General features: G+C 37.7%; 22 protein-coding genes and 1 pseudogene. 16 read left to right on the forward strand and 7 right to left on the reverse strand.

The window, feature by feature from the left end; all coding sequences use genetic code 11:
- Nucleotides 1–36: 36 nt before the first annotated feature.
- The 3 genes and pseudogenes from zapE to MSG95_RS02570 all read left to right on the forward strand — a co-directional run.
- Nucleotides 37–1,179 carry a cell division protein ZapE gene (gene zapE, locus MSG95_RS02560; protein WP_004701955.1) on the forward strand — a complete coding sequence of 381 codons (1,143 nt, stop codon included), beginning with the start codon at nt 37–39 and terminating at the stop codon, nt 1,177–1,179.
- Between the two features lie 369 nt (nt 1,180–1,548).
- Entirely contained in the window at nt 1,549–3,714 is a 2,166-nt protein-coding gene (locus MSG95_RS02565) for a malate synthase G (RefSeq protein ID WP_077165455.1), read from the forward strand.
- Between the two features lie 102 nt (nt 3,715–3,816).
- A pseudogene (locus MSG95_RS02570) lies at nt 3,817–3,930 on the forward strand (GNAT family N-acetyltransferase); the annotation flags it as partial.
- An 85-nt stretch (nt 3,931–4,015) separates the two neighbouring features.
- Here the strand turns inward: MSG95_RS02570 and MSG95_RS02575 are convergent.
- The 5 genes from MSG95_RS02575 to MSG95_RS02595 form a co-directional block, all read right to left on the reverse strand.
- A complete protein-coding gene (locus MSG95_RS02575; protein ID WP_004701952.1) occupies nt 4,016–4,429 on the reverse strand; it encodes an ExbD/TolR family protein in 414 nt (137 codons plus the stop codon).
- 19 nt (nt 4,430–4,448) lie between these two features.
- Nucleotides 4,449–4,871 carry an ExbD/TolR family protein gene (locus tag MSG95_RS02580; RefSeq protein ID WP_077165457.1) on the reverse strand — a complete coding sequence of 141 codons (423 nt, stop codon included), beginning with the start codon at nt 4,869–4,871 and terminating at the stop codon, nt 4,449–4,451.
- Nucleotides 4,872–4,886: 15 nt separating this feature from the next.
- Complete coding sequence (locus MSG95_RS02585; RefSeq protein ID WP_077165458.1) at nt 4,887–5,768, reverse strand: MotA/TolQ/ExbB proton channel family protein; 882 nt, start codon at nt 5,766–5,768, stop codon at nt 4,887–4,889.
- Between the two features lie 41 nt (nt 5,769–5,809).
- Complete coding sequence (locus MSG95_RS02590) at nt 5,810–6,532, reverse strand: energy transducer TonB (RefSeq protein WP_077165459.1); 723 nt, start codon at nt 6,530–6,532, stop codon at nt 5,810–5,812.
- A gap of 109 nt (nt 6,533–6,641) precedes the next feature.
- The gene (locus MSG95_RS02595) at nt 6,642–9,344 is read right to left on the reverse strand and encodes a TonB-dependent receptor (protein ID WP_077165460.1); all 2,703 of its coding nucleotides are present in this window, start codon (nt 9,342–9,344) and stop codon (nt 6,642–6,644) included.
- Between the two features lie 776 nt (nt 9,345–10,120).
- On the opposite strand from MSG95_RS02595, the gene MSG95_RS02605 reads away from it, so the two are divergent.
- The 7 genes from MSG95_RS02605 (at nt 10,121) to MSG95_RS02635 (ending at nt 20,395) form a co-directional block, all read left to right on the forward strand.
- Nucleotides 10,121–11,911, forward strand: a complete 1,791-nt coding sequence (locus MSG95_RS02605) for an ABC transporter substrate-binding protein (RefSeq protein ID WP_077165492.1) — start codon at nt 10,121–10,123, stop codon at nt 11,909–11,911.
- A gap of 15 nt (nt 11,912–11,926) precedes the next feature.
- Nucleotides 11,927–13,750: an ABC transporter substrate-binding protein gene (locus MSG95_RS02610; RefSeq protein ID WP_077165461.1), complete on the forward strand. Its 1,824-nt coding sequence runs from the start codon at nt 11,927–11,929 to the stop codon at nt 13,748–13,750.
- The gene (locus MSG95_RS02615; RefSeq protein ID WP_077165462.1) at nt 13,751–15,784 is read left to right on the forward strand and encodes a M3 family metallopeptidase; all 2,034 of its coding nucleotides are present in this window, start codon (nt 13,751–13,753) and stop codon (nt 15,782–15,784) included.
- Between the two features lie 12 nt (nt 15,785–15,796).
- A complete protein-coding gene (locus tag MSG95_RS02620; RefSeq protein WP_004709076.1) occupies nt 15,797–16,735 on the forward strand; it encodes an ABC transporter permease in 939 nt (312 codons plus the stop codon).
- Between the two features lie 7 nt (nt 16,736–16,742).
- A complete protein-coding gene (locus MSG95_RS02625) occupies nt 16,743–17,885 on the forward strand; it encodes an ABC transporter permease (RefSeq protein ID WP_077165463.1) in 1,143 nt (380 codons plus the stop codon).
- Between the two features lie 12 nt (nt 17,886–17,897).
- Nucleotides 17,898–19,628, forward strand: coding sequence for an ABC transporter ATP-binding protein (locus MSG95_RS02630; RefSeq protein WP_077165464.1), 1,731 nt, complete (start codon nt 17,898–17,900; stop codon nt 19,626–19,628).
- 107 nt (nt 19,629–19,735) lie between these two features.
- The gene (locus MSG95_RS02635; protein WP_213033562.1) at nt 19,736–20,395 is read left to right on the forward strand and encodes an SOS response-associated peptidase family protein; all 660 of its coding nucleotides are present in this window, start codon (nt 19,736–19,738) and stop codon (nt 20,393–20,395) included.
- A 53-nt stretch (nt 20,396–20,448) separates the two neighbouring features.
- Here the strand turns inward: MSG95_RS02635 and MSG95_RS02640 are convergent, their stop codons facing one another.
- Complete coding sequence (locus MSG95_RS02640) at nt 20,449–20,817, reverse strand: hypothetical protein (protein ID WP_039251368.1); 369 nt, start codon at nt 20,815–20,817, stop codon at nt 20,449–20,451.
- 305 nt (nt 20,818–21,122) lie between these two features.
- Here MSG95_RS02640 and MSG95_RS02645 point away from each other — a divergent pair, with 305 nt between their 5' ends.
- Nucleotides 21,123–21,980, forward strand: coding sequence for a 3'(2'),5'-bisphosphate nucleotidase CysQ family protein (locus tag MSG95_RS02645; RefSeq protein WP_077165466.1), 858 nt, complete (start codon nt 21,123–21,125; stop codon nt 21,978–21,980).
- A 56-nt stretch (nt 21,981–22,036) separates the two neighbouring features.
- A complete protein-coding gene (locus MSG95_RS02650; protein ID WP_151819411.1) occupies nt 22,037–22,771 on the forward strand; it encodes a histidine phosphatase family protein in 735 nt (244 codons plus the stop codon).
- 58 nt (nt 22,772–22,829) lie between these two features.
- On the opposite strand, the gene rpsT is transcribed toward MSG95_RS02650, so the two are convergent.
- Nucleotides 22,830–23,096, reverse strand: coding sequence for a 30S ribosomal protein S20 (rpsT, locus tag MSG95_RS02655; protein WP_002117906.1), 267 nt, complete (start codon nt 23,094–23,096; stop codon nt 22,830–22,832).
- Nucleotides 23,097–23,308: 212 nt separating this feature from the next.
- Here rpsT and MSG95_RS02660 point away from each other — a divergent pair, with 212 nt between their 5' ends.
- The 4 genes from MSG95_RS02660 to MSG95_RS02675 all read left to right on the forward strand — a co-directional run bounded on the left by MSG95_RS02660 (nt 23,309) and on the right by MSG95_RS02675 (nt 26,374).
- Nucleotides 23,309–23,974, forward strand: coding sequence for an NAD(P)H-binding protein (locus MSG95_RS02660; RefSeq protein WP_039251365.1), 666 nt, complete (start codon nt 23,309–23,311; stop codon nt 23,972–23,974).
- A gap of 12 nt (nt 23,975–23,986) precedes the next feature.
- On the forward strand, nt 23,987–24,493 hold the full coding sequence (gene rraA / locus MSG95_RS02665; protein WP_039251364.1) for a ribonuclease E activity regulator RraA: 507 nt from the start codon (nt 23,987–23,989) through the stop codon (nt 24,491–24,493).
- 24 nt (nt 24,494–24,517) lie between these two features.
- On the forward strand, nt 24,518–25,297 hold the full coding sequence (locus tag MSG95_RS02670; protein WP_039251363.1) for a glutathione S-transferase N-terminal domain-containing protein: 780 nt from the start codon (nt 24,518–24,520) through the stop codon (nt 25,295–25,297).
- A 144-nt stretch (nt 25,298–25,441) separates the two neighbouring features.
- A complete protein-coding gene (locus tag MSG95_RS02675; protein WP_077165468.1) occupies nt 25,442–26,374 on the forward strand; it encodes a Dyp-type peroxidase in 933 nt (310 codons plus the stop codon).
- Nucleotides 26,375–26,404 lie beyond the last annotated feature (30 nt).

Genomic DNA, 26,404 nt, shown 5'->3' on the forward strand with positions numbered 1-26,404 from the left:
CTATACTCTCTTCAGTTAAAATTGAAATAAAATGATATGTTAAATTTAAAATCTTCTCATAGTACTGCTTTTACTCCTTCTTCCCCAGCAGAGCGCTATGCTGAGGCATTGGCTTCAGGCCAGTTTATGGCAGATGAAGCACAAGCACAGGCAGTGCAAGAATTAGATCGTGTTTGGAAGGAACTTTTAAACCGCTATAAAGCTTCTAAGAAAGCTTTCCGTCGCTTTCGTCGCCAAACCTCTCCAAAAGGCGTGTATATGTGGGGTGGTGTAGGTCGAGGAAAAACTTGGCTTATGGATCAATTTTATGAGTCTGTGCCATTTCGTCGTAAAACACGTATGCATTTCCATCACTTTATGCAGCATGTTCATAAAGAATTAAATAAACTTTCTGGTCAACGTAATCCACTTGATATCGTGGCTGATCAAATTTATAAAGATGCTGTTGTTATTTGTTTTGATGAGTTTTTCGTTTCAAACGTAACAGATGCAATGATCTTGAGTGATTTATTCCAGAAGTTATTTGTTCGTGGAGTAACACTGATTGCTACTTCGAACATTGCACCAGACGGTTTATATAAAAATGGCATTCATCGCGACCGTTTTATACCTACCATTGAAATGGTTAAAAAGAATTGTGCTATTTTAAATGTAGATGCGGGCGTAGATTACCGTTTACGTGTTTTGAAACAAGCTCAATTGTTCAAATCGCCTTTAGGAAATGAAGCGCAAAGTTGGATATCTGAACGTTATACTGCCTTAACGCATACGCAAGCAAATTCTCAAGAACCAATTGTGATCAATAACCGTGTTGTTGAAACGCTAGGTCACACCGAAGATGTTTTATGGTGTGAGTTTTCTGAACTTTGTTTAAAGCCGCGCAGCCCAGCAGATTTTATTGAAATTGCTAATATTTATAATACAGTTCTGGTCAGCAATGTTCCGCACTTAACTGACTTCTTGTCAGAAGGAACGCGTCGATTTATTTATCTAGTCGATGAGTTTTATGACCGTGGCGTGAAATTACTCTTAACTTCTCAAGATAGTATCATTGATATCTATCAAGGCGAGAAATTAGCTTTTGAAATTGAGCGTACGCGTTCTCGTTTGTTGGAAATGCAGTCAGATGATTATTTGCATTCAGAACACCGACAAATTGATGAAGCTAAAACTTCTTAAGACGATAGTTGTGAAAAGCGCTCTAGATAGAGCGCTTTTTTATAACAAAAAATTGATAAATTTAATTAAATAGTGCTTTTTCACAGCTTAAAGTTTGATATAACTAAATACGCTTTAGAAAAATCAGATACTGAAATTTTTTTGTTTGTTAACAAAAAGTCTAGTTTCAGTATTTTTAAATATTGAATAAATTGTTGAGAAACCTAGTTAGAATTTTAATATTTTCCTATATAGAAAAATTTATCTTTGTCAATAGTTTCGCAAGGGAAAATGCTTACTATTTAGGAATGTGATATTAGTATTCAGCTTAATTTAAATCGGTATACTAGGTTTCTCTTGGTATAAAAAGTAGCAACTTCAGGAAAGACAATGACTGCACGTATTCAAAAAGGCAAGTTAGCGATTGCTAAAGAACTTTACGATTTTATCGAAAATGAAGCTTTACCAGGTTCTGGTTTAGATAGTGAAACTTACTGGAAGAACTTTGAGCAAGTTGTTGTCGATCTTAGCCCAAAAAATAAAGCGTTATTGGCTAAGCGTGATGAATTACAAGCAAAAATTGATGAATGGCACCGTAATAACAAATTTGAATTAGGTGCTTATAAAGCGTTTTTAACTGAAATTGGTTATTTATTACCAGAAGTTGAAGATTTCCAGATCACAACTGAAAATGTAGACGAAGAAATTGCATTATTAGCAGGGCCGCAGTTAGTAGTACCTGTACGTAATGCACGTTATTGTTTAAATGCAGCAAACGCACGTTGGGGTTCTTTATATGATGCACTTTACGGCTTTGATGTAATTTCAGAAGAAGGCGGTGCTGAAAAAGGGAAAGGATATAACCCTGTACGCGGTGCCAAGGTAATTGAGTTTGCTAAAAACTTCTTAAATGAGGTTTTCCCGCTTGCACAAGGCTCACACGCAGATGCAACTAAATATGCAATTGAGCAAAATCAACTTGTTGTGACTTTAAAAGATGGTACTCAAACAAATTTAGCTCATGAAGCTCAGTTCGTTGGTTTTAATGGTGAAGAAGCAAATCCTTCAGAAGTTGTACTTTTAAGTAATGGTTTGCATGTCATTATTGAAATTGATGCGAATAGCCCAATTGGTCAAACTGATTTAGCGGGTGTTAAAGATTTAACACTTGAAGCTGCGGTTACGACGATTCAAGATCTTGAAGACTCTGTTGCAGCTGTAGATGCTGAAGAAAAAGTTGAAGGTTACCGTAACTGGTTAGGTTTAATGAAGGGTACACTTCAAGAATCTATCGAAAAAAATGGTAAAACAATTGTCCGTGCGTTAAGCAAAGACCGCGAAATTAAAAACTTAATTGGTGGAACAACAAAACTTCATGGTCGTTCACTTATGTTACTTCGTAACGTAGGTCACTTAATGACGAATCCAGCTATTTTGGTAGATGGTGAAGAAATTTTCGAAGGTATTATGGATGCATTGGTAACTCCATTGTTATCAGTTGCTGATATCCGTAGTACGAACGAAAATAAAAACTCTCGTAAAGGATCTATGTATATTGTTAAGCCAAAAATGCATGGTCCAGAAGAAGTTGCTTTTGCTGTTGAATTATTTGAACGTGCTGAGCAAGCACTAGGTTTACCAGCGAAATCTCTAAAAATCGGTATTATGGATGAAGAACGCCGTACATCTGTAAACTTGAAAAACTGTATTGCTGCTGCAAAAGACCGTACGATTTTTATTAACACTGGTTTCATGGACCGTACAGGTGATGAAATCCATACTTCTATGGAAGCTGCACCAGTTGTTCGTAAAGAAGCGGTTAAAACACAAAAATGGATTGCTGCTTACGAAAATCGTAACGTTGCCATTGGCTTGAAATGTGGTTTACAAGGTAAAGCTCAAATTGGTAAAGGCATGTGGCCAAAACCAGATAGCATGAAAGATATGTTAGCAACTAAAGCTGCTCATCCAAATGCTGGTGCTTCATGTGCTTGGGTTCCATCACCAACTGGTGCTGTACTTCATGCGATGCATTACCATCAAGTAAATGTAAAAGCACGTCAAGATCAGTTAAAAGCTGAAGAAATGTTGTCATTAGATGACTTATTAACTCCTCCATTTGCGCCAGAAACAAACTGGTCAGCAGAAGAGATCAACAATGAACTTGAAAATAACTGCCAAGGTATTTTAGGTTACGTTGTTCGTTGGGTTGACTTAGGCGTGGGTTGTTCTAAAGTTCCTGATATCAACAACGTAGGTTTAATGGAAGACCGTGCAACATTACGTATTTCTTCTCAACACGTTGCGAACTGGTTACGTCACGGTATTGTAACTCGTGAACAAGTTGAAGAAGTGCTTAAACGCATGGCAAAAATTGTTGATGAGCAAAATGCGAATGACCCATTGTATAAACCAATGGCAGCTAACTTTGAAACGAATATTGCTTTCCAAGCAGCTTCTGACCTTATCTTTAAAGGTTGTGAACAGCCTTCTGGTTATACTGAGCCGTTACTTCATGCTGCTCGTTTAAAGTTAAAAGGTTATACAGGTGACTAATTTTAACCTGTTTTGAAAAAAGCCTCTTCGGGGGCTTTTTTATTTTCGGTATATTTTGTGCTTATAGATAAGGCGTGAATTTATAAATAAAGGATTTCAAGTTTGATTAACTTAAAAAATCTCGACCGTAAGAATTGGATTCAATGTGCAAAGTTGTCATTGCATGAATCTCAAAAGGACTATGTTGCACCAAATGTATATTCTATTGGTGAGGCTTGAATATTTCGCTTCAAAAAAAAACGCTAACTGAAAATTCAAGTTAGCGCAGGAGTTAATAGAGTTAAATAGATTAAAAGTAATATTAGTTACTGCTTACAATTCCAATTTTAGTGACACCTAAACGCTGTGCTGTAGCCATCACCATAGCTACATTTTTATATTCAGCCATTTGGTCTGGTTTGAGTTTGATCTGGTCTTGATCTTTTTTGGCAACAACACCTTGAAATAAAGTCTCCAGTGCTTTGCGGTCAGAAACCTTTTGATTATTCCAAAATACTTGACCAGTTGAATCAATTCTTACATCAATCACTTCGGGTGGCTTTTCATTTGTTGGTGGTGGTGTGCCATTTGGCAAATTAATATTAATCGCGTTGTTTGGTGCAGGTATGGTAATAATAAACATGATAATGAGTACCAACATGACATCAATAAGCGGTGTCATGTTGACTTCCAACATCACATCATCATCATTATTTGAACCGACATTCATACCCATAAGATTCTCCTTAAAATAGTTATGGGGAGGTTGGAGGGGTAGTAACAAAGGCAATTTTGCCAATACCAGCTTGTTTGGTCGTACTAATGACCTGATCTATCGCTTCAAAATGGGTAAGCTGATCTCCTCGAATATGTACCTCTGGCTGCGGTCTTTTTTGCGCCACAGCCTGTAATTTCGCTAATAAAATTTCTTTATTTGGTACATAACTTTCATTCCAGAAAATATCTCCTTTCTTATTGACTGAGAGTTGAATATTTTCAGGCGTAGTTGCGTACGGCGTATTTTTTTCTTCAGGTAGTTTCACAGGTACTGTATGTGTAACTACTGGAATGGTAATTAGGAAAATAATAAGTAAAACCAACATGACGTCCACCAGAGGAGTCGTGTTAATTGTTCCAATCATTTCGTCTTCATCTTCAGAACCAACACTCATACCCATAATGTTTGCTCCTGATTATTTAATGCTGCGATTAACTGAATTATTAGTATTAATTTCTCCGCTTAATAAAACTGCATGTAAATCTGAACCAAATGAACGTACGTTTTCCATCACTGCTTTATTGCGACGAGTCAACCAGTTATAACCAAGCACCGCTGGTACTGCGACTGCCAGACCAATAGCTGTCATAATCAGTGCTTCACCAACTGGGCCTGCAACTTTATCAATAGATGCCTGTCCTGAAATCCCGATAGCTGTTAACGCGTGATAGATTCCCCATACTGTTCCGAATAGACCTACGAAAGGGGCTGTAGATCCAACCGTTGCTAAAAAGGCTAAACCTCCACTTAAGTGGTTTTGTACTTTTTCAATTGAACGTTGTATTGAAATGCTTACCCAAGTATTGAAGTCAATGCGTTCAAGTAAAGAACCGCCGTGTGACTTAGTTGAGTTAATTCCTTTTTCTGCAATAAATCGATAAGCGCTACTTTGTTCTAAACCTTCAGCAGCATTATCAAGAGAAGTAGCTTCCCAGAAATGTCTTTCAGCTTCTTTTCCTTGTCGTTTAACTTTTCCTTGTTGTAATAGTTTAGAAACGATGATGTACCATGTACCGATAGACATAAGTACTAATATGAATAGGGTTGATTTTGCAACTAAATCACCTTCACGCCAAAGTGCTTCTAAACCATAAGGGTTTTTAATGGTTTCACTCGTTGCAGGCTTTGGCGGTGGAGTCGGTGTGCTTGAGTTTGAGGTTGCTTCAGTCGTTGCGGTTGCAACAGGAGTATTGCTCGTTTCTTCTGCAAAAGCTGTACTTAATGGGAGCAGTGAGCAAGCTGCGATTAGGCTTGCAGAAGTGAAACGTACTAGCGCTTGAGTTGATTTTTTCATCATATTTTCTCCAATATTTTTAATTTCTGATTAATTCAATTTGTTCATTCAATTACGAAAGGATATTCAATTTCATACCAGTCCTGCTGAGGCACACCATCTTTCATTGCTGGTTTGAATGTACATAGGCTGTAAGCTTTAGTTGCTGCTTTATCTAAGGTTTTGCTGCCACTCGATTTTTTCACCTTCGCATCAATCACTTTGCCACTCGTATCAACTAAAACACGTATGCGCACCGTACCTTGTTCTTCATTCATCAGTGCTTCACGTGGATACTCTGGTTTTTCACAACCTGCGGAACCTTCTGAAACACCACGAGTTACGCCAGCTGGTTTAGGTGCTGGAGCAGCCGCAGCTGGAGCAGGTGCCGCAACTGGACTTAGTGATGGTGCACTAGGTGCAGCCGGTGCTGCTGGAGCAGGAGTCGCAACTTTAGTTGGTTGAGCTATTGGAGTGTTTTTTTGCACAGGAGTCACAACTTTCTCAACCTGTTTAGGAGGCTCTGGAACCTTGGCAACTTTTTCTACCATTTTTGGTGGTTCAGGTGGTTTTTCCTTTGGTTTCGGCTCTTCCGGCTTTGGTGGAGGAGGCGGCTTAATATCCTGAATAATTTGTAATTCCACAGGTTTTTCCGCTGGTTTTTGAATATTGTTTGCTAAACCTGACATCAGAATATAGGCAACAAGAAGATGCAGAAAAATGACTGCAGCAATACCAATTAGGCGTTTGGCAGATTTATTTTCTATGTCTGTAAAAGTCATGCCCATAGTTACTCCTGAAACTGTAGACAAACAATTTTTAAAATGACTGTTTGGCTAAGAATGAGTATTTGTTCTGCAAACACGAGCTGTAAACTCGTGTTTACAAAATAACCAGTTAGAACTTGTAAGTACCACGTAAGTAGTATGTACGTCCTGTTGGGTCACCATACCGAGGGTCATATCCATATTGGAAATTATCTAAAACATTTGAAGCAGATGGGTCTTCATCAAAAATATTTTTAATACCGGCTGTTAGCTCAAGATTCTTAAAGCCTTTATATGTCCCAGAAATATTGTAAAGCGTATAATCACTAACTTTGTGATGATCGTATTGTTCTTCACCTATCTGATTTTGATCATCATAACCACGTATAAATTGTTGTTCGAAAACTAATCTCCAATTTTCATATGCCCAGTTAATATTAGCTGTGTGCTTCCAGCGTACAACGGCTGGGTCTTCATATAGGCCAACCCGACCAGTCCATGGTTCAGCTTTTGAGTCACGGTAATCTAATTTGGATACGTAAGTTCCATCAATTCCAAAGCCAAATCGGCCTGTGGATGTCATTGGAGTTAAATAGTTTAGACTAATATCAAAACCTTCTGTTTTCATACCACCCGAGTTGAATAAATTAGTTTTTACATAATCGATAGTACCATCAGAATTTCTTACAAAAAGAGATGAGTATTTTTCAGGTTCGCCAAAGATTGTAGCTTCGCCTACTTGAGCAATTAGGTCATCAATTTTAATATTGAAATAGTCAACGGTAAGTACTAAGTTTTTGATTGGTTCAAAAACAAAGCCCGCAGTAAATGATTTTGATTCTTCTGGCTGTAAATCTTGTGAGCCACCTTGTAATTTCATAAATTGTCTATTACAAAAATCGTTTTTATTTTTCCCTTCTACAACCTCACCGCCTGGGCAGTAAAGTGGATCATTATATCTTGCGCCAGTATAAGTTTTGCTTTGAGCCGCATTAATCTCATATAGGCTTGGTGCACGGAAACCTGTGCTATATGAGGTACGGAACATGAGTTGTTTTAATGGTTCCCAACGGATCGCGAATTTAGGATTAAAGGTGTCACCAAAGTCGCTATAGTTGTCATAACGAGCCGCAAGTTGTGCCTCAATTGTTTTAGTTATAGGTATTTGTAATTCTGCAAATGCAGATGTAATATCACGGTCACCAGAATTATCGGGTTTATCAGGGTCTGTACCACTACTAGGAGCTTGACGGACTAAATCTGCATTAATGTGTTGCTTCCAATCTTGATTTGTAAAACTTCCTCCTAAAGCAAAACCAACCTGACCAGCAGGTAAACTGAAAATAGGACGGCTGATACTGAAATCTGCAGTAGTAGATTCTAAAGTTGCCTCATTGTATTTGCCTTTAATTGATAAAGTATTCCAGATATCTGGATCACTACTTTCACCAAATGGGTTCAATGTTCCGTTATTTAAAGCATCTTGTAATTTAGATTTGCTTAATTGCCCATTAACGAAATTATCAGATGCTTCACTTTTTGCATATGTTATACCAGTGTTTAAATCCCAACCCCACACTTCACCTTCTAAACCAGCAAAAAGACGATGAGATTGGTTAATAGATTTAGCTATACGATTTCCTGCTTGGGAACGCAAATAAAGTTCAAGTGGTGAGCCACTTAATCCTTCAACATTAGGAACAATACCATTTCCTGGATAATATGGGCTGTCACTCGGGATAGTAACACGAGTCGCAAGATTACTACGGCTATAAGGATCTGGAGCAACGGAAGTGACAACTTCACTGCGCGAATAAATATATTCACCAATAGCATTTAAATTATCATTAATTTTAAATGTACCACGTCCTAACACAGATACATTTTCCAAATCTGGTTTAATCCCGATTAAAGAACGAGTATTTGTATAACAAAAGCCGTCCTCAGCTGATTCAGATGTTCCTCCAAGACATTGCCCATTTTGAGCATATGGATTTCCTGAAACTCCAGAGACAGGATCATAAAAATTTGCAGTAAAAGAGTTAGCAGAGCGGCCATCTAGCCCAAGTTCCGGTAATACATCTCCACGTTTTGAAATTGTTCGGTCTTTTGCCATAATGCCGTTAGTACGACGATAATCTACGACACCAAAAATATTAAAACCATCTTCATCTAAGTCTCCGTAGCCACCAAAAATAGAAACATCTTGTTTGTCACCACCACTTTGTTCTGGTTGTAGTAAGCCTGCACTAATGCCAACTCCTTTATATGTTTTTTTTGTAATGAAGTTGATAACCCCCGCAACAGCATCGGCTCCGTACACAGCCGATGCACCATCACGTAAAATCTCAATACGGTCAATCATTGCCAAAGGAATAATATTTAGGTTTACGGTGGAAGTACCAAAAGGGTTCGCTGCGAGGCGTCGTCCATTCAGTAAAACGAGTGTTTTATCGCTACCTAAACCCCGAAGGTTAGCGGTAGAACCATCAGTATTACTAGCACCCACATTTTGGTCAGTTGAAAAACCTGCCTGATTGGAACTTACACGGTTTAATGCTTCTTCAACTGTAGTAACGCCAGCATTAGCGAGATCTTCGCCTTTAATAATGGTAATAGGAGAAGCACTTTGTGCTGCAACACCTTTGATCGAAGAACCTGTAACAGCAACTTTTACGACTTTTGCAGGTTTATCATCATTGCTTGATTGTTCTGTTTCTGCTGCTTGTGCCATGGTAAGACACATCATGCTTAAACTAAGGGTACTTAATTTAAGTATTGTCTTGCCGATCTTGGGGGTTACCTGAGATCGAACATTGTATTTTTTTTTCATCGTGGATTTGATCCCTTTTTGTTGTAGTTAGCGATATTGCTGGAAAGTTTTTAAGCAAAGCAAGTGCCAACTATATATTTTTCTTTTTTTAGTTTATGCAAAATATTGATAAATATTGATTTTATTATGGTTGCGAACAGTGCTTTTGATTTTTTATAGGGATAAAAAGTTTTCCATTTGGTAATTTTTTTAATGGTGGCTAAAAGTTCCAAATAAATTTGTATAAAAAATATACATTGCTAGATTCTTCACATGCTTAATACAGAAAAATGTGCTGTTTTAGAACTTTCTTGTATGTAATGTTATACTGTTTTTAATCATTATTTATTTCTAATATTTTTAATAATATTAGTATATTAAGTTGAAATTAGTAATTTTGTATGCATGCTTTTTTGTGATTCATAATGATACATTTGTGTGTTTTTATTGTGCATTTAAGGTGTTCAATGATTAACTTATGCAAATATAATATTTGGCAAAAAGTGACTTTTATTTATATAGTTCAAATGAATTTAAGTACCTAATAAAAATATGAATTTCTTATAATCTCAAATATTTTATGATGATTGCCAATAGATGGCATGAAATTCGCTTTATATTCAGTAGTTACAAACACTGGGTGCTTAAGTTTATTTTTTCCATTTGATCAAATAAAAATGATGATAAAGGAAAGTAAATTACAAATCCCAAATAGGCCTATCTGCTGAAAAAGAACTTTTCTTATGCAGGTTTAGATGTTACTCAAAAGGTTAATGTCTTTTAAAAAAATTAGTTATGTGGATATGAACTTGAAATTAAAATTTTTTAAGCTCGCCATTTTAAGTTTGGCTATTACATCAGTTCCATGTGCTTACGCAATTACGCCAGCACAACCCAACAAGATTTTGCATGTTGCCTATGAAGCACCAGATGATGGTTTTGACATGGTTAAAACCACTAATTTTTATAGTGCAAGTATTGCAGAAGCTATTTTTGAACCTCTACTTAAATATGATTATTTGGCACGTCCAGTACAACTGGTTCCTTATACGGCTGAAAGCATGCCTAAGGTTGAACAAGACGGTAAAGTTTATATATTTAAAATTAAGCCAGGTATTTATTTTACAGATGATCCCGCATTTAAAGGTAAACGCCGCGAGTTGGTAGCTGAAGACTATGTCTATGCAATTAAACGTATTTTAGACCCTAAAAACAGAGCGCCTTCCGTTTCTTTTCTGGATGGAAAATTGGTGGGTGCCGATGCAGTGATAGCTCAAGCAAAAAAAGCAGGAAAATTTGATTATGCTGCGCCAATTGCAGGGCTTAAAGCGACTGATCGCTATACTCTACAATTTACTTTAACTCGCCAAGACTTTAATTTTCCTTATATTCTTGCCTATATTACATTTAGCGGCGTTGCCAAAGAGGTTGTTGATTATTATGGTGACCGTATCGGTATGCATCCAGTAGGTACTGGACCGTACATGTTAAGTAAATATGTTCCAAGAAGTAAGGTCGAGTTGGTTGCCAATCCTGATTATCGTGGTTTTGTCTGGAATTTTAAGTCAACAGGAACGCCTTGGGATAACCAACTTGTTAAGGAAATGTCTGGAAAGAAAATGCCGCAAGTTGGCAAGGTGGTGGTCAGTATCATTGAAGAACAACAATCAAGATGGTTAGCTTTCCAGTCTGGTCAATTAGATTTTGATAGACTTACAGCAGATGCAGTTCCGCAAGCTTTAGATGGCAATCAACTTAAAGCTTCTTTTCAGAAAAGAGGCATTAAACATTTCCCATATAAAGAACCTGAAATTACTTATACCATGATGAATATGCGAGACCCTGTCATTGGTGGTTTTAGTCCTGAAAAAATAGCGCTTCGTCGAGCAATTACTTTAGCTTATGATCAAAAAGAAAGCATAAAACAGGCATATAAAGGTCAGGCTGTCAGAGCGGAAATGTTTATACCTGAAGGTGTAAATGGATATAACCCAAAATATAAAAGTAGTGTTGGGTACAATCCAGTTCTAGCAAATAAATTACTTGATTATTATGGTTATAAAAAAGGGGCCGATGGCTATCGGACCTTACCAAATGGCAAGCCTTTAGTTTTAAAAATTAACAATGAAAATAGCTCAGCATCCGTTATTCATTCAGAGCTCTGGAAAAAAAATCTAGATGTGATTGGCATTCGTGCTGATTTTAAAGTAAGTAATTTTGCAGATAACTTAAAAGCCGCAACTCAATGTAAATATATGATGTGGAGTGGGGCATGGATTGCTGACTATCCCGAAGGAGATAATTTTGCACAATTACTATATGGACCAAATGCTGGGCAAGGGAACCATGCGTGTTATCAGTCTAAAACATATGATGCTCTTTACACTCAGGCCATTCATTTACCACCGCAACAACGTCTACCATATTATGAAAAGCTTAATCGCCAGATAGAAGCTGATAATCCTTGGATTATTCATGTAACTCGAATTCGTAATTGGTTGATACGCCCACAAGTTCAGGGTTTTAAACCTCACCCTATGATGAATACAAACTGGCAATATCTTGATATTACCCCTATTAAAAAATAAATTTAGATAAAGATCATCATGACTGAAAATTTAAAACAAAAGCTCAAGCATTGTAGTGTAGGTCTATTATTTGCCAGTATGGCAATAACGGGTACCACGACTATTTTTGCAAAAAGCCCAGCCGATCCAAATAAAGTTCTCCATTATACGTTCCCCACTGCTGAAACAGGTTTCGACCCAGCGTATATCCATGACTTATATTCGGCACATGTAACCACGTCGATATTTGAAACTTTATATACCTATGACTATTTAGCAAGGCCAGCAAAGCTTATTCCCCAAATCGCAACCGCTATGCCAGAAGTGAGTGCAGATGGTCTGACTTATACTATTCACCTTAAAAAAGGTATTTATTTTACGCCAGACCCTGTTTTTAAAGGCAAACCTAGAGAGTTAACGGCTTACGATTATGCGTACTCTTTTAAGCGTTTATTGGACCCAAATTTACGTTCGCCAAATAGCTGGTTGTTGGAGAACAAAATTGAAGGTATGGATGCGTTAGTACAATCAGCCAGTAAAACAGGAAAGTTTAACTACGATCAAAGTGTGAGCGGTTTACAAACACCTGATAAGTACACTTTGGTTATTCGGTTGGTGAAGCCTGATTATAACTTTCCTTTATTACTAGCACATGACCCTACAGGGGCTGTAGCACGTGAAGTTATCGAAAAATATAAAGATAAATCTGGCTTTGTTATGGGGCATCCAGTAGGGACAGGACCTTATATGCTCAGTAAGTGGGTGCCTGCTTCGCGTATTGTTTTAAAAGCGAATCCTGATTATCGCGGTTTTACTTGGAACTTTGTAGCCAGTAGTGCTGAGGACCAAGCAATTGTAAAACGCCTTAAAGGTAAACAAATGCCTCAAATCGGCACAATTGATATTCAGGTAATGGAAGAAAACCAGTCACGATGGTTAGCATTTCAGCGTGGTGAAGTTGATATCATTCAACTTGAAGGGCAATTAGTCTCGAAAGCGATTAAAGACGGTAAATTAAGTACTGAGCTTGCAAAAGAGGGGGTGCATTTATCTCGTATTGTTGATCCGGAAATTAGTTATAACTATTGGAATCTTAAGAATCCTGTTGTTGGAGGAATGAGCAAAGAAAAAATCGCTTTACGCCGTGCAATAGCAATGTCTCGTTCAATAGATCAAGAAATTAAATTAGTACGTAATAGTGATGCTGAGCGTCTACATTTTCCAGTTCCACCAGGTGTAGTAGGGGCTGAACCTCAATATAGAAGCAGTACCCCATATTCGGTCAAAGCAGCAAATTTATTATTAGATAAATATAACTATAAAAAAGATGCATCAGGTTGGCGGACACAACCAAATGGTAAGCCCCTTGTTATTGAATATATGGCGCGCAATGACAGTATTGGTCAGCAAAGCGCTGAGCTTTGGAAAAAGAACTTTGACAGTTTGAATATTCGTATGGTTTACAAACCAATGCTCTTTTCAGATCTCATTCGGGCGCAAAAACAGTGTGATGGAATGTTTGGTTCCTCTGCATGGATTGCCGATTATCCAGATGGGGATAATTTTATGCAGAATTTTTATGGCCCGAACACTCATATGACCAACTGGTCTTGCGGTTCAATACCAGAGTTTGATCAATTATATCGTCAGTCTCAGCAGGTTAAGCCTGGCCCAGAACGAGATGTGATTTATCGAAAAATGACACGTTTGTTAGAAGTGTATATGCCAGTGCAAGTGTTGTACGCACGTTATAGAAATATGTTGGCTCAACCACGAATCATTGGATATAAGAAGCATCCGATTTTACATGCTGAATGGATGTACTTCGATATTGATACAAATACGAAATCTAATCATTAAATGAAAAAAATTGGAGATACGATGAAAAATAACACACTGAAAATGACTAGTTTATGTATGTTGACGATAGGTATAAGTCAGTTTGCATCGGCAGAGACGACACGTGCGACGTTACCATTACTTAAAGCAGAGCAACTTCCCACATGGTGCGATTCTAATTTAAAAAAAATCCAGCAAGAGATTTCAAATTTCGAACAAACACCTGTTAAAACTGATGCTACCGCCGCTCCGATATTAGCAAAGTGGGACAAAATTTTTGCTCACCTTGAAGATTTTTCAGGACCTGTCGGTTTATATAGTAATGTAGATCCAGATGCAAAATTACGTAAAGCAGCAGAAGACTGTGAAATCAAAATTAATCAGTTACATACCGATATATTTCAAAACTCAAAATTATATAATGTAATTAAAAATACAAAAGCGACTGATCCGATAGATAAAAAATACCGTCAGGATATTTTGGATCAGTTTGAGGACACAGGGGTTCAATTAGAACCAGCTAAACGTGCAAGAATGAAAGCGATTCTTGATGAATTGACTAAACTCGAACAAGAATATAGCCGAAATATTCGTGATAACCCTGAAAAACTTGAATTTACGCCTGAAGAGATGAAAGGTCTGCCGGAAAGTTATATTTCAGGGTTAAAGAAAAATGCCAATGGTAACTATCTATTAGGTTTTGAGTATCCTGAATATCGCCCATTTATGGAACTCGCGGATAATGATGATGCCCGAAAAAGATACCAAATCGCCTTTACACGACGTGGTACTGAACAAAACTTAAAATTACTCAAACAGGCAATAGATTTACGTTATGAACTGGCGCAGTTATTTGGAAAAGCAAGTTATGCAGATTGGGCGTTAAAGGAGCGTATGGCAAAAACGCCTGAAGCTGTAAATCAGTTTTTGGCAGAAGTACAAAAAACGGTTGCACCACTTGAGCGCAAAGAAGTAGAAGAGCTCCGAGCATTTAAAGCACAAACTTTAAAAACATCATTAGATAAAACCGAGATAACGCGTTGGAGTGAAGCTTACTGGAGTGAGAAACTTCGTAAGAGCAAATATCAAATTGATCAGGAAAAGCTTCGTGATTATTTCCCGACTTTAGCGGCACAAAAATGGTTATTTGCAATTTCATCTGACCTTTATGGTATTTATTTTAAACCTGTCAAAGTTAAAGCATGGCAAAGCGAAGTTGAGTATTACGATGTAGTCGATAAAAAGACAGGAAAGCTTCTCGGTGCTCTATATATGGATAAATTCCCTCGCGAAGGGAAATATGGTCATGCTGCCGTTTGGGGAGTATATGGTGGTAGCACTTTAACTAACCGCTTACCCGTGTCAGTACTTGTCACAAACTTTAACCGTAAAGGTTTAAATAGTGACGAGTTAGAAACTTTTGTTCATGAATTTGGTCATGCCTTACATGGCATTTTATCTAATACCCGTTATGCAAGTCAGTCTGGAACTTCTGTAGAGCGTGATTTTGTAGAAGCGCCGTCTCAAATGTATGAAGAGTGGGCACGCCGTAAGGAAACTTTGTCTAAAGTAGCTGATTATTGTGATCCAGCATGTCCACGAGTTGATGATGAATTAATTGCCCGTTTAAAAGCAGTACATAACTATGGGCGCGGTTTACGTTATGCACGTCAAACGCTTTATGCACAGTACGATATGGCACTTCATACGGCTGATGCCTTAAAAGTAAAACCTTTAGAAACTTGGCAAAAAATGGAAGCAGCTACGGCCTTGGGATATGTACCAACAACAGAGTTTCCTGGACAGTTTGGACACTTAATGGGTGGATATCAAGCGGGTTATTACGGTTATATGTGGTCTGAGGTTTTAGCTCTCGATATGCTTTCTGCTTATGGTGACAACCTAAATAACCCACAAGTCGGGCAACGTTACCGTCAGACGATTTTATCGCAGGGTAGCCAAAAACCGGCAGCTGAGTTGGTTAAAGATTTCCTTGGTCGTGATCCTGACAATAAAGCATTCTTTAATGAAATTACCGGACAACGGGTTAAATAAGGAATTATCACTATGCTGGCATATGTTATTCGGCGGTTATGGCAGATGATTCCAACCATGTTGGGAGTAGTACTGTTTATCTTTATTCTTTTTAACTGGGTAGGTGGAGATCCAGCTTATATTTTGGCAGGTAAGATGTCTAATCCTGAGCAGATTGAAAACATTCGTAAACAGCTAGGAGTAGACCAGCCTTATTACGTTCAGCTCTGGATTTTTATTAAGCAGATTCTCACTTTTGACTATGGCGCAAGTTGGAGTACGGGAGAACCGGTTTCACAAATTATTTTAACCCGCTTGGGGCCTTCACTAACGCTTTTGATTCCACTCACTATTTTACAAACCGTTATCTCAATTGGCTTGGCATTGGCTGTGTCGGCTGTACGTGGTTCTTTAACAGATCGTATGGTCATGATGTTATGTACCATTGGGATGTCGATTAGTATCTTGGTTTATATTATTGTTTTTCAATATGTTCTGGCTTATCAGTTAAGTTGGTTCCCAGTGCAGGGCTGGAGCGATAATTTTACCGATAATTTATTTAAGTTCGCCTTACTTCCAATTTTAATTATGTTGGTGGTGAGTATTGCACCTACTTTAAGATTATACCGTAGTTTTGTGCTTGATGAGATTAACCAAGATTATGTTAGAACGGCACGTGCTAAAGGTGTAGGTGAAAGCCGAATTTTAGGTGTACATGTTTTACGTAATGCCTCAATTCCTATTATTACCGATGTGATGGCGACTTTGCCTGCGTTGCTCATAGGTGCATTTTTAATTGAACGTTTTTTTGGTATTCCCGGTATTGGTCGAGAAGTAATTATCGCAGTTGAGCGAAGTGATTTTCCTGTGATTAAAGCAATTACAGTCTACATTGCAGCTGCAACCATGATTTTTAACTTGATTGCCGATTTAGTCTACAAAGTGGTTGATCCACGTGTACAGTTGAAGTAGGTGGGTTATGCTAAGTGTTTTATCAAAAAGAAAATTACAAACCCAGACAACGCCTGCTTCAGCGGGTTTATGGCGGCTTGCAATGCGTCGCCTTCGGGCTGACAAAATTGCAATTGCATCACTCATTGTTGTGCTGTTCTATCTGGTCGTATTACTACTATCATTTACGGGAGTGATTGCATCGGACTGGAATAAAGAAGTTGCTGTAAGTTATGCACCTCCTACATTTATAGGTGCAGATAAAACAAATGAAGCTTTGCAAAAGACAGTTGCTGTAGATGAGGAATTACCGGAAAATCCAGTCGATCCTTTAAAAGATGTCATTCACCAACTCAAGGCTGAAATTAAACAAGAAAAGAGCTCTGGAAGTGCAATTGATTATTATGGTGTAGTTGACCCGCTAGCTGATGATATGAAAGCAATTGATCAGCAACTAGGTGGACACTTACTCGATCAGCAAACTGAACTAAAAAGTACGCTTATATTTGGGGCCGACAAATGGGGGCAAGATGTTCTTAAAAAAACCATTAAAGGTGCTGAAACTTCAATTATTGTAGGGCTAGTTTCAGCATTGCTCGCAGTAACCTTAGGCACACTGCTAGGGGCGATTTCAGGGTACTTTGGTGGTTGGGTAGATGACATCCTTAACTGGTTTTATAACATTTTTACTTCCATTCCATATTTATTATTAGTACTTGCGATAGCTGCCGTACTGCAACAAAAGGGCATTTTATCTATTGTTCTAATTTTAGGTTTAACGGGCTGGACAGGTGTTTACCGTTTAATTCGTGCTGAGTATATGAAACATACCTCACGTGAATATGTTCTGGCTGCCAAGGCAATTGGTGTTGGACATTTCCGCCGTATGTTCATTCATATTTTTCCTAATGTCAGCCATATTGCTTTGGTTCAAATGTCAATTTTGGTGGTTTCTTTTATTAAATCTGAAGTTATTTTGAGCTTCTTAGGCTTCGGTGTACCTGTCGGCGTAGTGTCTTGGGGAAGTATGTTAAATGAAGCGCAAAGTGAACTTCTTTTAGGAAAATGGTGGCAGCTTGTCGCAGCCTCTGTCGCAATGGCTGTTTTAGTTACGGCATTTTCAATGTTTACTGATGCACTGCGTGATGCATTAGATCCAAAACTAAAATAAGAGGAAAACCTAATGTCAGAACAACAAAAAAGTGTCCCATTACTCCACATTGAAAACTTACGTGTAAGCTTTAAAGGTGAAGACAAGCAGTATATCGAAACTGTTAAAGGAGTTTCCTTTGATATTCCAGCAAATACCACTGTCGCTTTAGTTGGTGAGTCGGGTAGCGGCAAGTCAGTTACTTCTTTGGCAACTATGGGCTTACTACCTGTAGGTCAAAGTAAAATTGACGAAAAAAGTAAGATTGCTTTTGAAGGTCAAGACTTACTCAGCTTATCCCGTAAAGATATGCGAAAAATCTGTGGTAAAGATATTGCCATGATTTTTCAGGAACCCATGTCATCATTAAATCCCGTTTTTACGGTAGGTAATCAAATCGCAGAAGTGTTGTGTTTACACATGGGTATGAGTCGTAAACAGGCCCGTCAACGTGTTTTAGAGTTACTCAAAGAGGTCGGGATACCTTCACCAGAAACGAAAATTGATGCTTATCCTAACCAGCTGTCTGGTGGTCAACAGCAACGTGTCATGATTGCAATGGCGATTGCTTGTGAACCTAAGTTACTGATAGCCGATGAACCGACTACGGCACTTGATGTCACCATTCAAAAACAAATTATTGATCTGCTTGAATCATTGCGCCAGCGCCGTCAAATGTCGATGCTTTTTATTACGCATGATTTGGCTTTGGTGGGTGAAATTGCAGATCAAGTTATTGTGATGCGTCATGGTGAAATTAGAGAGCAAGGTCTTGCAGAACAAGTTCTAGAGCAACCTAAAGATGTATATACCCGTGCCTTACTTTACTGTCGTCCTCAAATGTCACAGCGACCTTATCGTTTGCCTGTGACTAGCGACTTTATGCGTCAAGAAGACAATGTATTGGTCGAACAAAGCTTTGATGTTTCAGAAATTCCACAGCGTAAACGCGGTTTAAATGGCGATGAGCAAATCGTCTTAGAAGTAAAGGATTTGAAAAAAAGCTTTTATAGCCGTAAAGGGTTATTTGGAAAAGAAGAATTTCAAGCAGTAAAAGGTGTTTCTTTCAAACTGGCAAAAGGGAAAACGCTTGGTTTAGTGGGAGAGTCTGGCTCAGGCAAAACTACTGTGGGACTTTTGCTCATGCGTTTACATGAAGCAACAGGTGGTGAAGCTTTCATTGAGGGTAAAGATATTCTTTCGTTAACTGAAAAAGAGTTTGCTAAATATCAAAGAAAGATTCAGATTATCTTTCAGAACCCATATGCTTCGCTTAACCCACGCTTTACCATCGGGCAGATTTTATTAGAGCCTATGCAAATTCATAATATTGGTAAAGATGATGCGGAGCGTAAACAAATTGCACTTGGGTTACTTGAACGAGTGAATTTACCTGAACAAGCTTATTATCGATACCCACATGAGTTCTCGGGTGGGCAACGTCAACGTATTGCTATTGCACGTTGTTTAACGCTAAAGCCTGAAATTTTAATTTGTGATGAGTCTGTTTCGGCACTCGATGTTTCAGTTCAGGCACAAGTACTTAACTTATTACAGGACTTACAAGATGAGTTCGGACTAAGTTATATCTTTATTTCACATGATTTATCGGTTGTGAAATATATCTCGGATCAAGTCATGGTCATGAATCATGGGGAGGTTGTTGAAATCGCTAACTCAGACGAGCTCTATGCACATCCTCAACATGACTACACTAAGCGATTATTGCAGGCGATTCCACAAGGCATTCAACACGTTTCATAAGCGTAAAGTTATGTCGTTAAGGGCACTTTCGAGTGCCTTTTCATTTGGTTTATGTGGTAAATGCTTATAAAATAAGAGAAGTAAAAGTACAGTGTTTTATTCTTGCTATGTGTGCCAACTTTAAACCTTTAACGCTTGCCCAATTACAGCAACTTCAGTTGCCTGTGGTCGGCTTTAGCTATGCCGATGAGGTTTATCCTGCTGGCACAACGCCGCTATTATTCAAATCACCACAAGGTCTTGAATGGCGTGAAGTCATGTTTGGATTAGTTCCCAAATGGGCGGAAGATACAAACATAGCAAAACATACTTATAATGCGCGTCACGAAACAATTTTCCAAAAACCGAGTTTTCAAGAAGCTGCTCTTAAATGTAAGTTTGGTGTGATCCCTGTAACCGAGTTTTATGAAAGTAAATATATAAATGATAAACCTGAACGATGGGCTGTACGCCGTAAAGATGGGCAGGCTTTTTTCATTGCAGCAATTTATGAAATTTGCAAAATGAATGAAACCATTATCCGTTCTGCAAGTATGTTAACCATGGACGCGATTGATCATCCTATGATGAAAGACTTTCACGAACCGGGCGATGTCAAACGATCAGTCATTGTGATTCCGCATGATCGTCTAGAGGAATGGTTAAGTTTAGAAACACCAGATATTTCAAGCTTTATTGAAGGTTTTCCTATTGAGGAGTTTGAATGTTTACATGTTCCCAAAGAGAAAATTGTAAAACCTACACCTCAACTAAGTATGTTTGAATAGCAATAGTGGGGCTAGGTTATTGCCTTAATTGTTAAGTCAATAACCCTTTATAGTTAGTCAATATTCTTACTTAAAGTTTGTACCTGATCATCATGTGCTAGATAAGCCAATTCAATTGGTGAAATTACAAAAGTTGAGTTATCTGAGGTTTGTTTAAAAACAAAGCCATATTCAAATGATTGCGTATTTTTACTTGGTAACCAAAATAAATAAGGGCAACCTGTATAGCTACCGTCCCAACCCATTTCTTTAGCCAAAGCTAAAGCAGTATCTGACTTAGCAATAATTTCTTTAAGTGATTCTTTGTCTCTTTGAGACACATCACCATCATCATCTGCAAATGTTTGTAAAAACTCGTTTAATGGGGTTAAGTCTTCCCAGTTATTTTCAATTGTTGAGAAGTGATATCCATATAGCATCATATTTTAGTCTTCCGTTTTGTTATTGTGCTATTGAACATAACAAGAAATGCTTGAAAATGAAATGTTTGAATTTATGTTAAGTTGTTTATTTTTCATAAGTTACAATAGTATTTATATACAAAAATTAATATTGTTTTCTTTTGAATATAAGTACTTTACCAATTTAAGATTTAAAGCAAAGCTTATGAAAAAATTGTAATGATTCAATTAAAAAGAATGTATTTTTAAGGATACTAGACTCTTGTTGAATACTGAATTTGTCATAATTCACTTATAATGAAAAGGAAAGAAAATAGAGTTTATTTATGTTTATAACAACAACATGCCCCAATGATGCCTTAATTGAACAGCTGCTACCAATCTTGGAAGAGGCTAGTCAGATTTTATTACAAGAATATCAGAACTATTCAGCTGGATATGAGTTTAATATTCAAGAAAAACATGATGATTCACCTGTGACTCAAGCAGATTTAAAGGTAAATCAATTTTTATTAAAACAACTTGCGGAAATTACACCAGATTTACCTGTCTTATCAGAAGAAAGTGACTATAGCGCTCGTCATGATTGGTTTTCTTGCTGGATGTTAGATCCGCTTGATGGTACCAAAGAGTTCATACATGAGCGGGATGAGTTCACGATAAACTTGAGTTTGATTGAAGGGCGCGAAACTATCTTTTCTGTAATCGTTGTACCTTGTGAACAGGTTGTTTATTTGGGTTATTTAAAAGAGTTGCCTTTTAAATATAGCTTTAGCCAACAACAATGGTACCAATATCAAAAAGAGTCGTATTCAACACAAGCACCTGTACAAATTGGTTTAAGCCATAGTAGTAAAAATCCGAAATATCATAAATTTATTGAACCGATTGAAAAAAAACGTACCGTAATTCGACGTGAAGCGGGAAGTGCTTATAAGTTTTGCATGATGTTAGAAGGTGAAATTGATATTTACCCTAGATTTCATCCTACCTCTGAATGGGATACCAGCTCAGGTCAGGGATTATTAGAGAGTATAGGTGGGGGGTTACTCACCTTAAAAGGTAAACCCTTTGAATATAACCAGCGTGATACCGTATTAAACGGGGGCTTTATCGCATTTCGTGATCAACAAAGCAAAAAAATAGCATTTGAAGCTTTGGCTCAATCGGGTGTTTTGGATTGAGAGTTATGCCAGACATGTTATAGTGACTAAGTATTGAAAAAAGATGACACGATAAAATGGCACTCGATTTATTGCCTAAAAGCATGTTTGAAGCAATTGATTTATTGCCAGATGCTTCAACCCCTGTAACCCTTTTTACACGGCACTCGCTGAGAGAGTTGGTCGATGGGCAAGGCTTGGCAGGATACGATTTGCAACTTACTCCTCAAGGGCGTGAGCTAGCGCAGGCATGGGGAAGCTATTTAATTAAAAATACGGACCGTGTGATTCAACACTGTATATCTAGTCCAATCCAACGTTGTGTAGATACTGCTGCACTTATGATTGAAGGTGCAGATGGTGTAAGCCCTGAACCTAATACGCATACAATTGAAATTGTTGAACAAGGCCTATTGGTAGAACCGGGAAGCTTTGTACTCGATATTCAACAGGCTGCTCCTTATTTTCGTAAACAAGGGGCTTTGGGTTTTATTAATAGCTTTGTGAATAACGCATTACCTGGTATGAAACATCCCATTACGGGTGTTTTAGACGTGTTGGAGCTAATTTATCAGACTCATCCTAAAACGAAAAGTGGGTTAAGTTTAGCTGTTAGTCATGACACAATCATTGCTGCGATTGTTGCTGTAATTTCGGGTAATAATCAGATACAAAAGGCAGATTGGCCTGCAATGATGGAAGGTTTGTTTGTATGGTTTGAAGGGGATGAATTTCCCAACTGTAAATTAAGGTGGATTTGGAGAGGCAAGGCTTACGAGTTGGACGTATCAAAATTTCATAATGAACAGTAAAAGCAAAAAATATAGATAATAAAAAAAGCCCTATTGGGCTTTTTTTATATGCTTCAAATTAGTTAGCTAACGCTTTAACTTGAGCATTTAAACGGCTCTTATGACGAGCAGCTTTATTTTTGTGGATGATGCCTTTATCAGCCATGCGGTCGATTACAGGAACAGCTTTTTTATAAGCTTCTGTAGCAACTGCATAATCACCACCAGCGATTGCACTTAAAGTACGCTTGATGTAAGTACGAACCATAGAACGCAAGCTTGCGTTGTGTTTACGCGCTGTAACGTTTTGGCGCGCACGTTTTTTAGCTTGAGCAGAGTTTGCCACTCTTGCACTCCTTGAAAATAAGTTGGTCTGGGCGGGCTGTGGTCAATCCAGTAAACTGGTGTAACCATCACCAGCCCGTAAACAAGTGCCATATTGTGATGAATCAACACCGTGAAGTCAAGCCTTGCGAGCATTTTAAGCGGTTTTAGGGGCTGCTAAAAGCGTAAGAAAAGGTTAAATTTGAAACAAACTTAAAGAAGGTTGGATAAAAAATGACTATAAGCAAGAAAAAAGCAATTGTAGTAGGTGCTACAGGACTTGTTGGTTTAGCTCTTGTAGAGCAGCTTGAGCAAACACCAGAATTTGAAGCAATTACGGTTGTTGTTAGAAAAGAATCGCAACTACTTAATACATATAAAAAAGTTACTCAACTAGTCATAGAGGATTTTTTATTACTCAATGACGAAGACGTAAATGATCATACTCATGCATTTAGCTGCTTAGGTACAACTCTAAAAATAGCAGGTTCAAAGAAAGCCTTTTATGCTGTTGACTATGAAATAAATGCTCATTTTGCCGACTTGATCCAAGATAAACATATTCATTTCTTAATTGTGAGTGCACTTGGAGCAAATGCTAAGTCACCAGTTTTTTACAATAAAGTAAAAGGACAACTCGAAGACTATATTCAAAGTTTAGATATTGAAAAATTATCGATTTTCCAACCATCTTTATTAATTGGTAAACGTAGCGATGTGCGTTTTATTGAAGATTTAGGACAAAGCCTATTTAAATTCATTGAAAATAAATGGCATAAACCATTCAAATATAAACCCGTCAGTGCTGAGCAATTGGCTCATACCATGGTCGTAGCGGCGCTAGCGCAAATTGAAGCATTTAAGCGATATGATAATCTGAGCATACAGCAAACTCGATAAGGGAGAATAAAAGTGTCTACAGTACCATTTGTGACATGTGATTTATTGGATGATAACCCAGAAAAAGATTTACAAGTGGTCATCCCCTCAATGGATGGTAAGTTCTTTAAAAGTTATGGTGAGCGTCAAACCTTTGGCGGACAGGTTGTAACTGTAAAGTGCTTTGAAGATAACTCACGTGTAAAAGAGTTATTAGCAACAGATGGTACAGGGAAGGTGTTGGTTGTGGACGGTGGTGCTTCAATGCGCTGTGCACTTATGGGAGATATGATTGCTGAATCGGCAGTTAAAAATAACTGGAATGGCGTGATTATTTACGGCTGTGTACGAGATGTTGATGCACTTGCAACTCTGGATTTAGGTGTACATGCATTGGCAGCAATTCCACAAAAAAGTAATCGTAAGGGCATTGGTGAAGTAGATATTCCTTTGTATTTTGGTGGAGTCACAATTCAATCTGGAGATTTCATTTATGCAGATAACAATGGAATTGTGATTGCTAAGGAAAAATTAGTTTAGCTCCACAATATAAAGGAACATGACATGGTGAATCATCAAATTAAAGTACTGCAAGCAGTAGCATCTGCAATTGCTGAGGGTGGTAGAGGGGTTACAGGTACAGCATTTCCTAATCAACCTGTTAAAGCGTTGAAACTCTATGAATTTGAGGGTTCACCATTTTGTCGTCGTGTTCGTGAAGTGATTACACTTTTGAATTTGGATGTTGAAATTTATCCGTGCCCTAAAGGGGGAACAAAGTATCGTTCACTTGTAAAACAAATAGGCGGTAAATTACAGTTTCCTTTTTTTATTGATGAAAATACAGGCGATAAGCTATACGAATCACAAGATATTATTCATCACTTATTTAAACATTATGGAAAGACAGGACAAACACCTCAGAAATTTTCAAATTATCCAAAAATGCCATATCTGGCATTTGCAGGAACGTTATTGAATGGTGCACGTGGAGTCTGGATTAATAAAAAAATAGTAAATAGAGTTGCACCTGAGCAAAAACTTGAACTATGGAGTTTTGAAGCAAGCCCATATTCAAGAGTAGTAAGAGGTTTGTTATGTGAACTTGAAATTCCTTATATTTTGCATAATGTTGCAAAAGAAAGATGGCAAGATATGGGACCTGCTATTCTTCGCTTAAAACCGGGTAAATATGTACCTTTAAAAGATGGGAAAAGAGAAAAGTTGTTGCCGATTATGCAAGGTAAAATGCAAGTACCTTATTTGGTTGACCCCAATACAGGGGTTAAAATGTTTGAATCTGCTCAAATTGTAAAATATTTAAAACAACAATATGGTAGTTAAGATAAATTAAAAAAACTTAAAAGAGATTGGAGAAATTCAGTCTCTTTCAAGACATAAAAAGAATAAGAAATCGTACGATAAAAAAATGAGTATGCTAAATTACTACTGTAAATTGTAAAAATAAGGCCTGTTTTTATGGAATGTATGAGAATTCAGCCAGTAACAAGTCATCCTGGAGAAAATGCATTATTTATTGTATTGGGGTTAGCTCAAGGTGATTCTGTTGTAGAAAAAGTAAAAGATTTTGCTGCTAATTTTTCAGCGTTAACTCGAAGTTTGTCTAATCGTTATCCAGAAAGTAAATTTAATGCCACATTCGGTTTTAGCTCAAATGCATGGGATGTTTTATTTCCAGAGCAAGCAAAGCCTCAAGAATTAGAAACATTCCAAGAAATAAAAGGCCCAAAGTACACAGCTGTTTCAACACCTGGTGATTTATTCTTTCATATTCGTGCTGATCGACAAGCTCTTTGCTATGAGTTGGGAAGCATAATCAATGAACAGTTGGGTAAAGTGACTTACCCAATCGATGAAGTGCATGGTTTCCGTTATTTCGATGGTCGAGCGATTATTGGCTTTGTAGATGGAACAGAAAACCCTGAACCTGTAATTGCTGCGCAGTGGGCGCTAGTGGGTAGTGAAGATCCTGAGTTTATCGGGGGAAGTTATGCATTTATTCAAAAATATACCCATGACATGGAAAAATGGCGTGCTTTAAGCGATGCAGAACAAGAAAAAGTGATTGGACGCAATAAGTTTAATGATGTTGAACTCGGTGATGATGAAAAGCCTTTAACAGCTCATAATGTGGTAAGTAAAGCGCATGATGCAGAGGGCAATGAACTAAAAATTATGCGTGCCAATATGCCTTTCTCGAATCCTTCAAAAAATGAATACGGTACTTTTTTTATTGGCTATTCCCGTAAATTTAGTACAACGCGCCAAATGCTTGAAAATATGTTCCTAGGTAATGCACAAGGTCATCTTGACCGTTTACTTGACTTTAGTACTGCGCAAACTGGTACTTTATTTTTTGTACCGACTGTAGATTTCCTAGATGATTTGGGTGACGAATAGTCGCTAGAAATTAATTAAGCATAAGTGATG

The organism is Acinetobacter sp. IK23 (assembly GCF_035615275.1).
Taxonomy (GTDB): Bacteria; Pseudomonadota; Gammaproteobacteria; order Pseudomonadales; family Moraxellaceae; genus Acinetobacter; species Acinetobacter seifertii.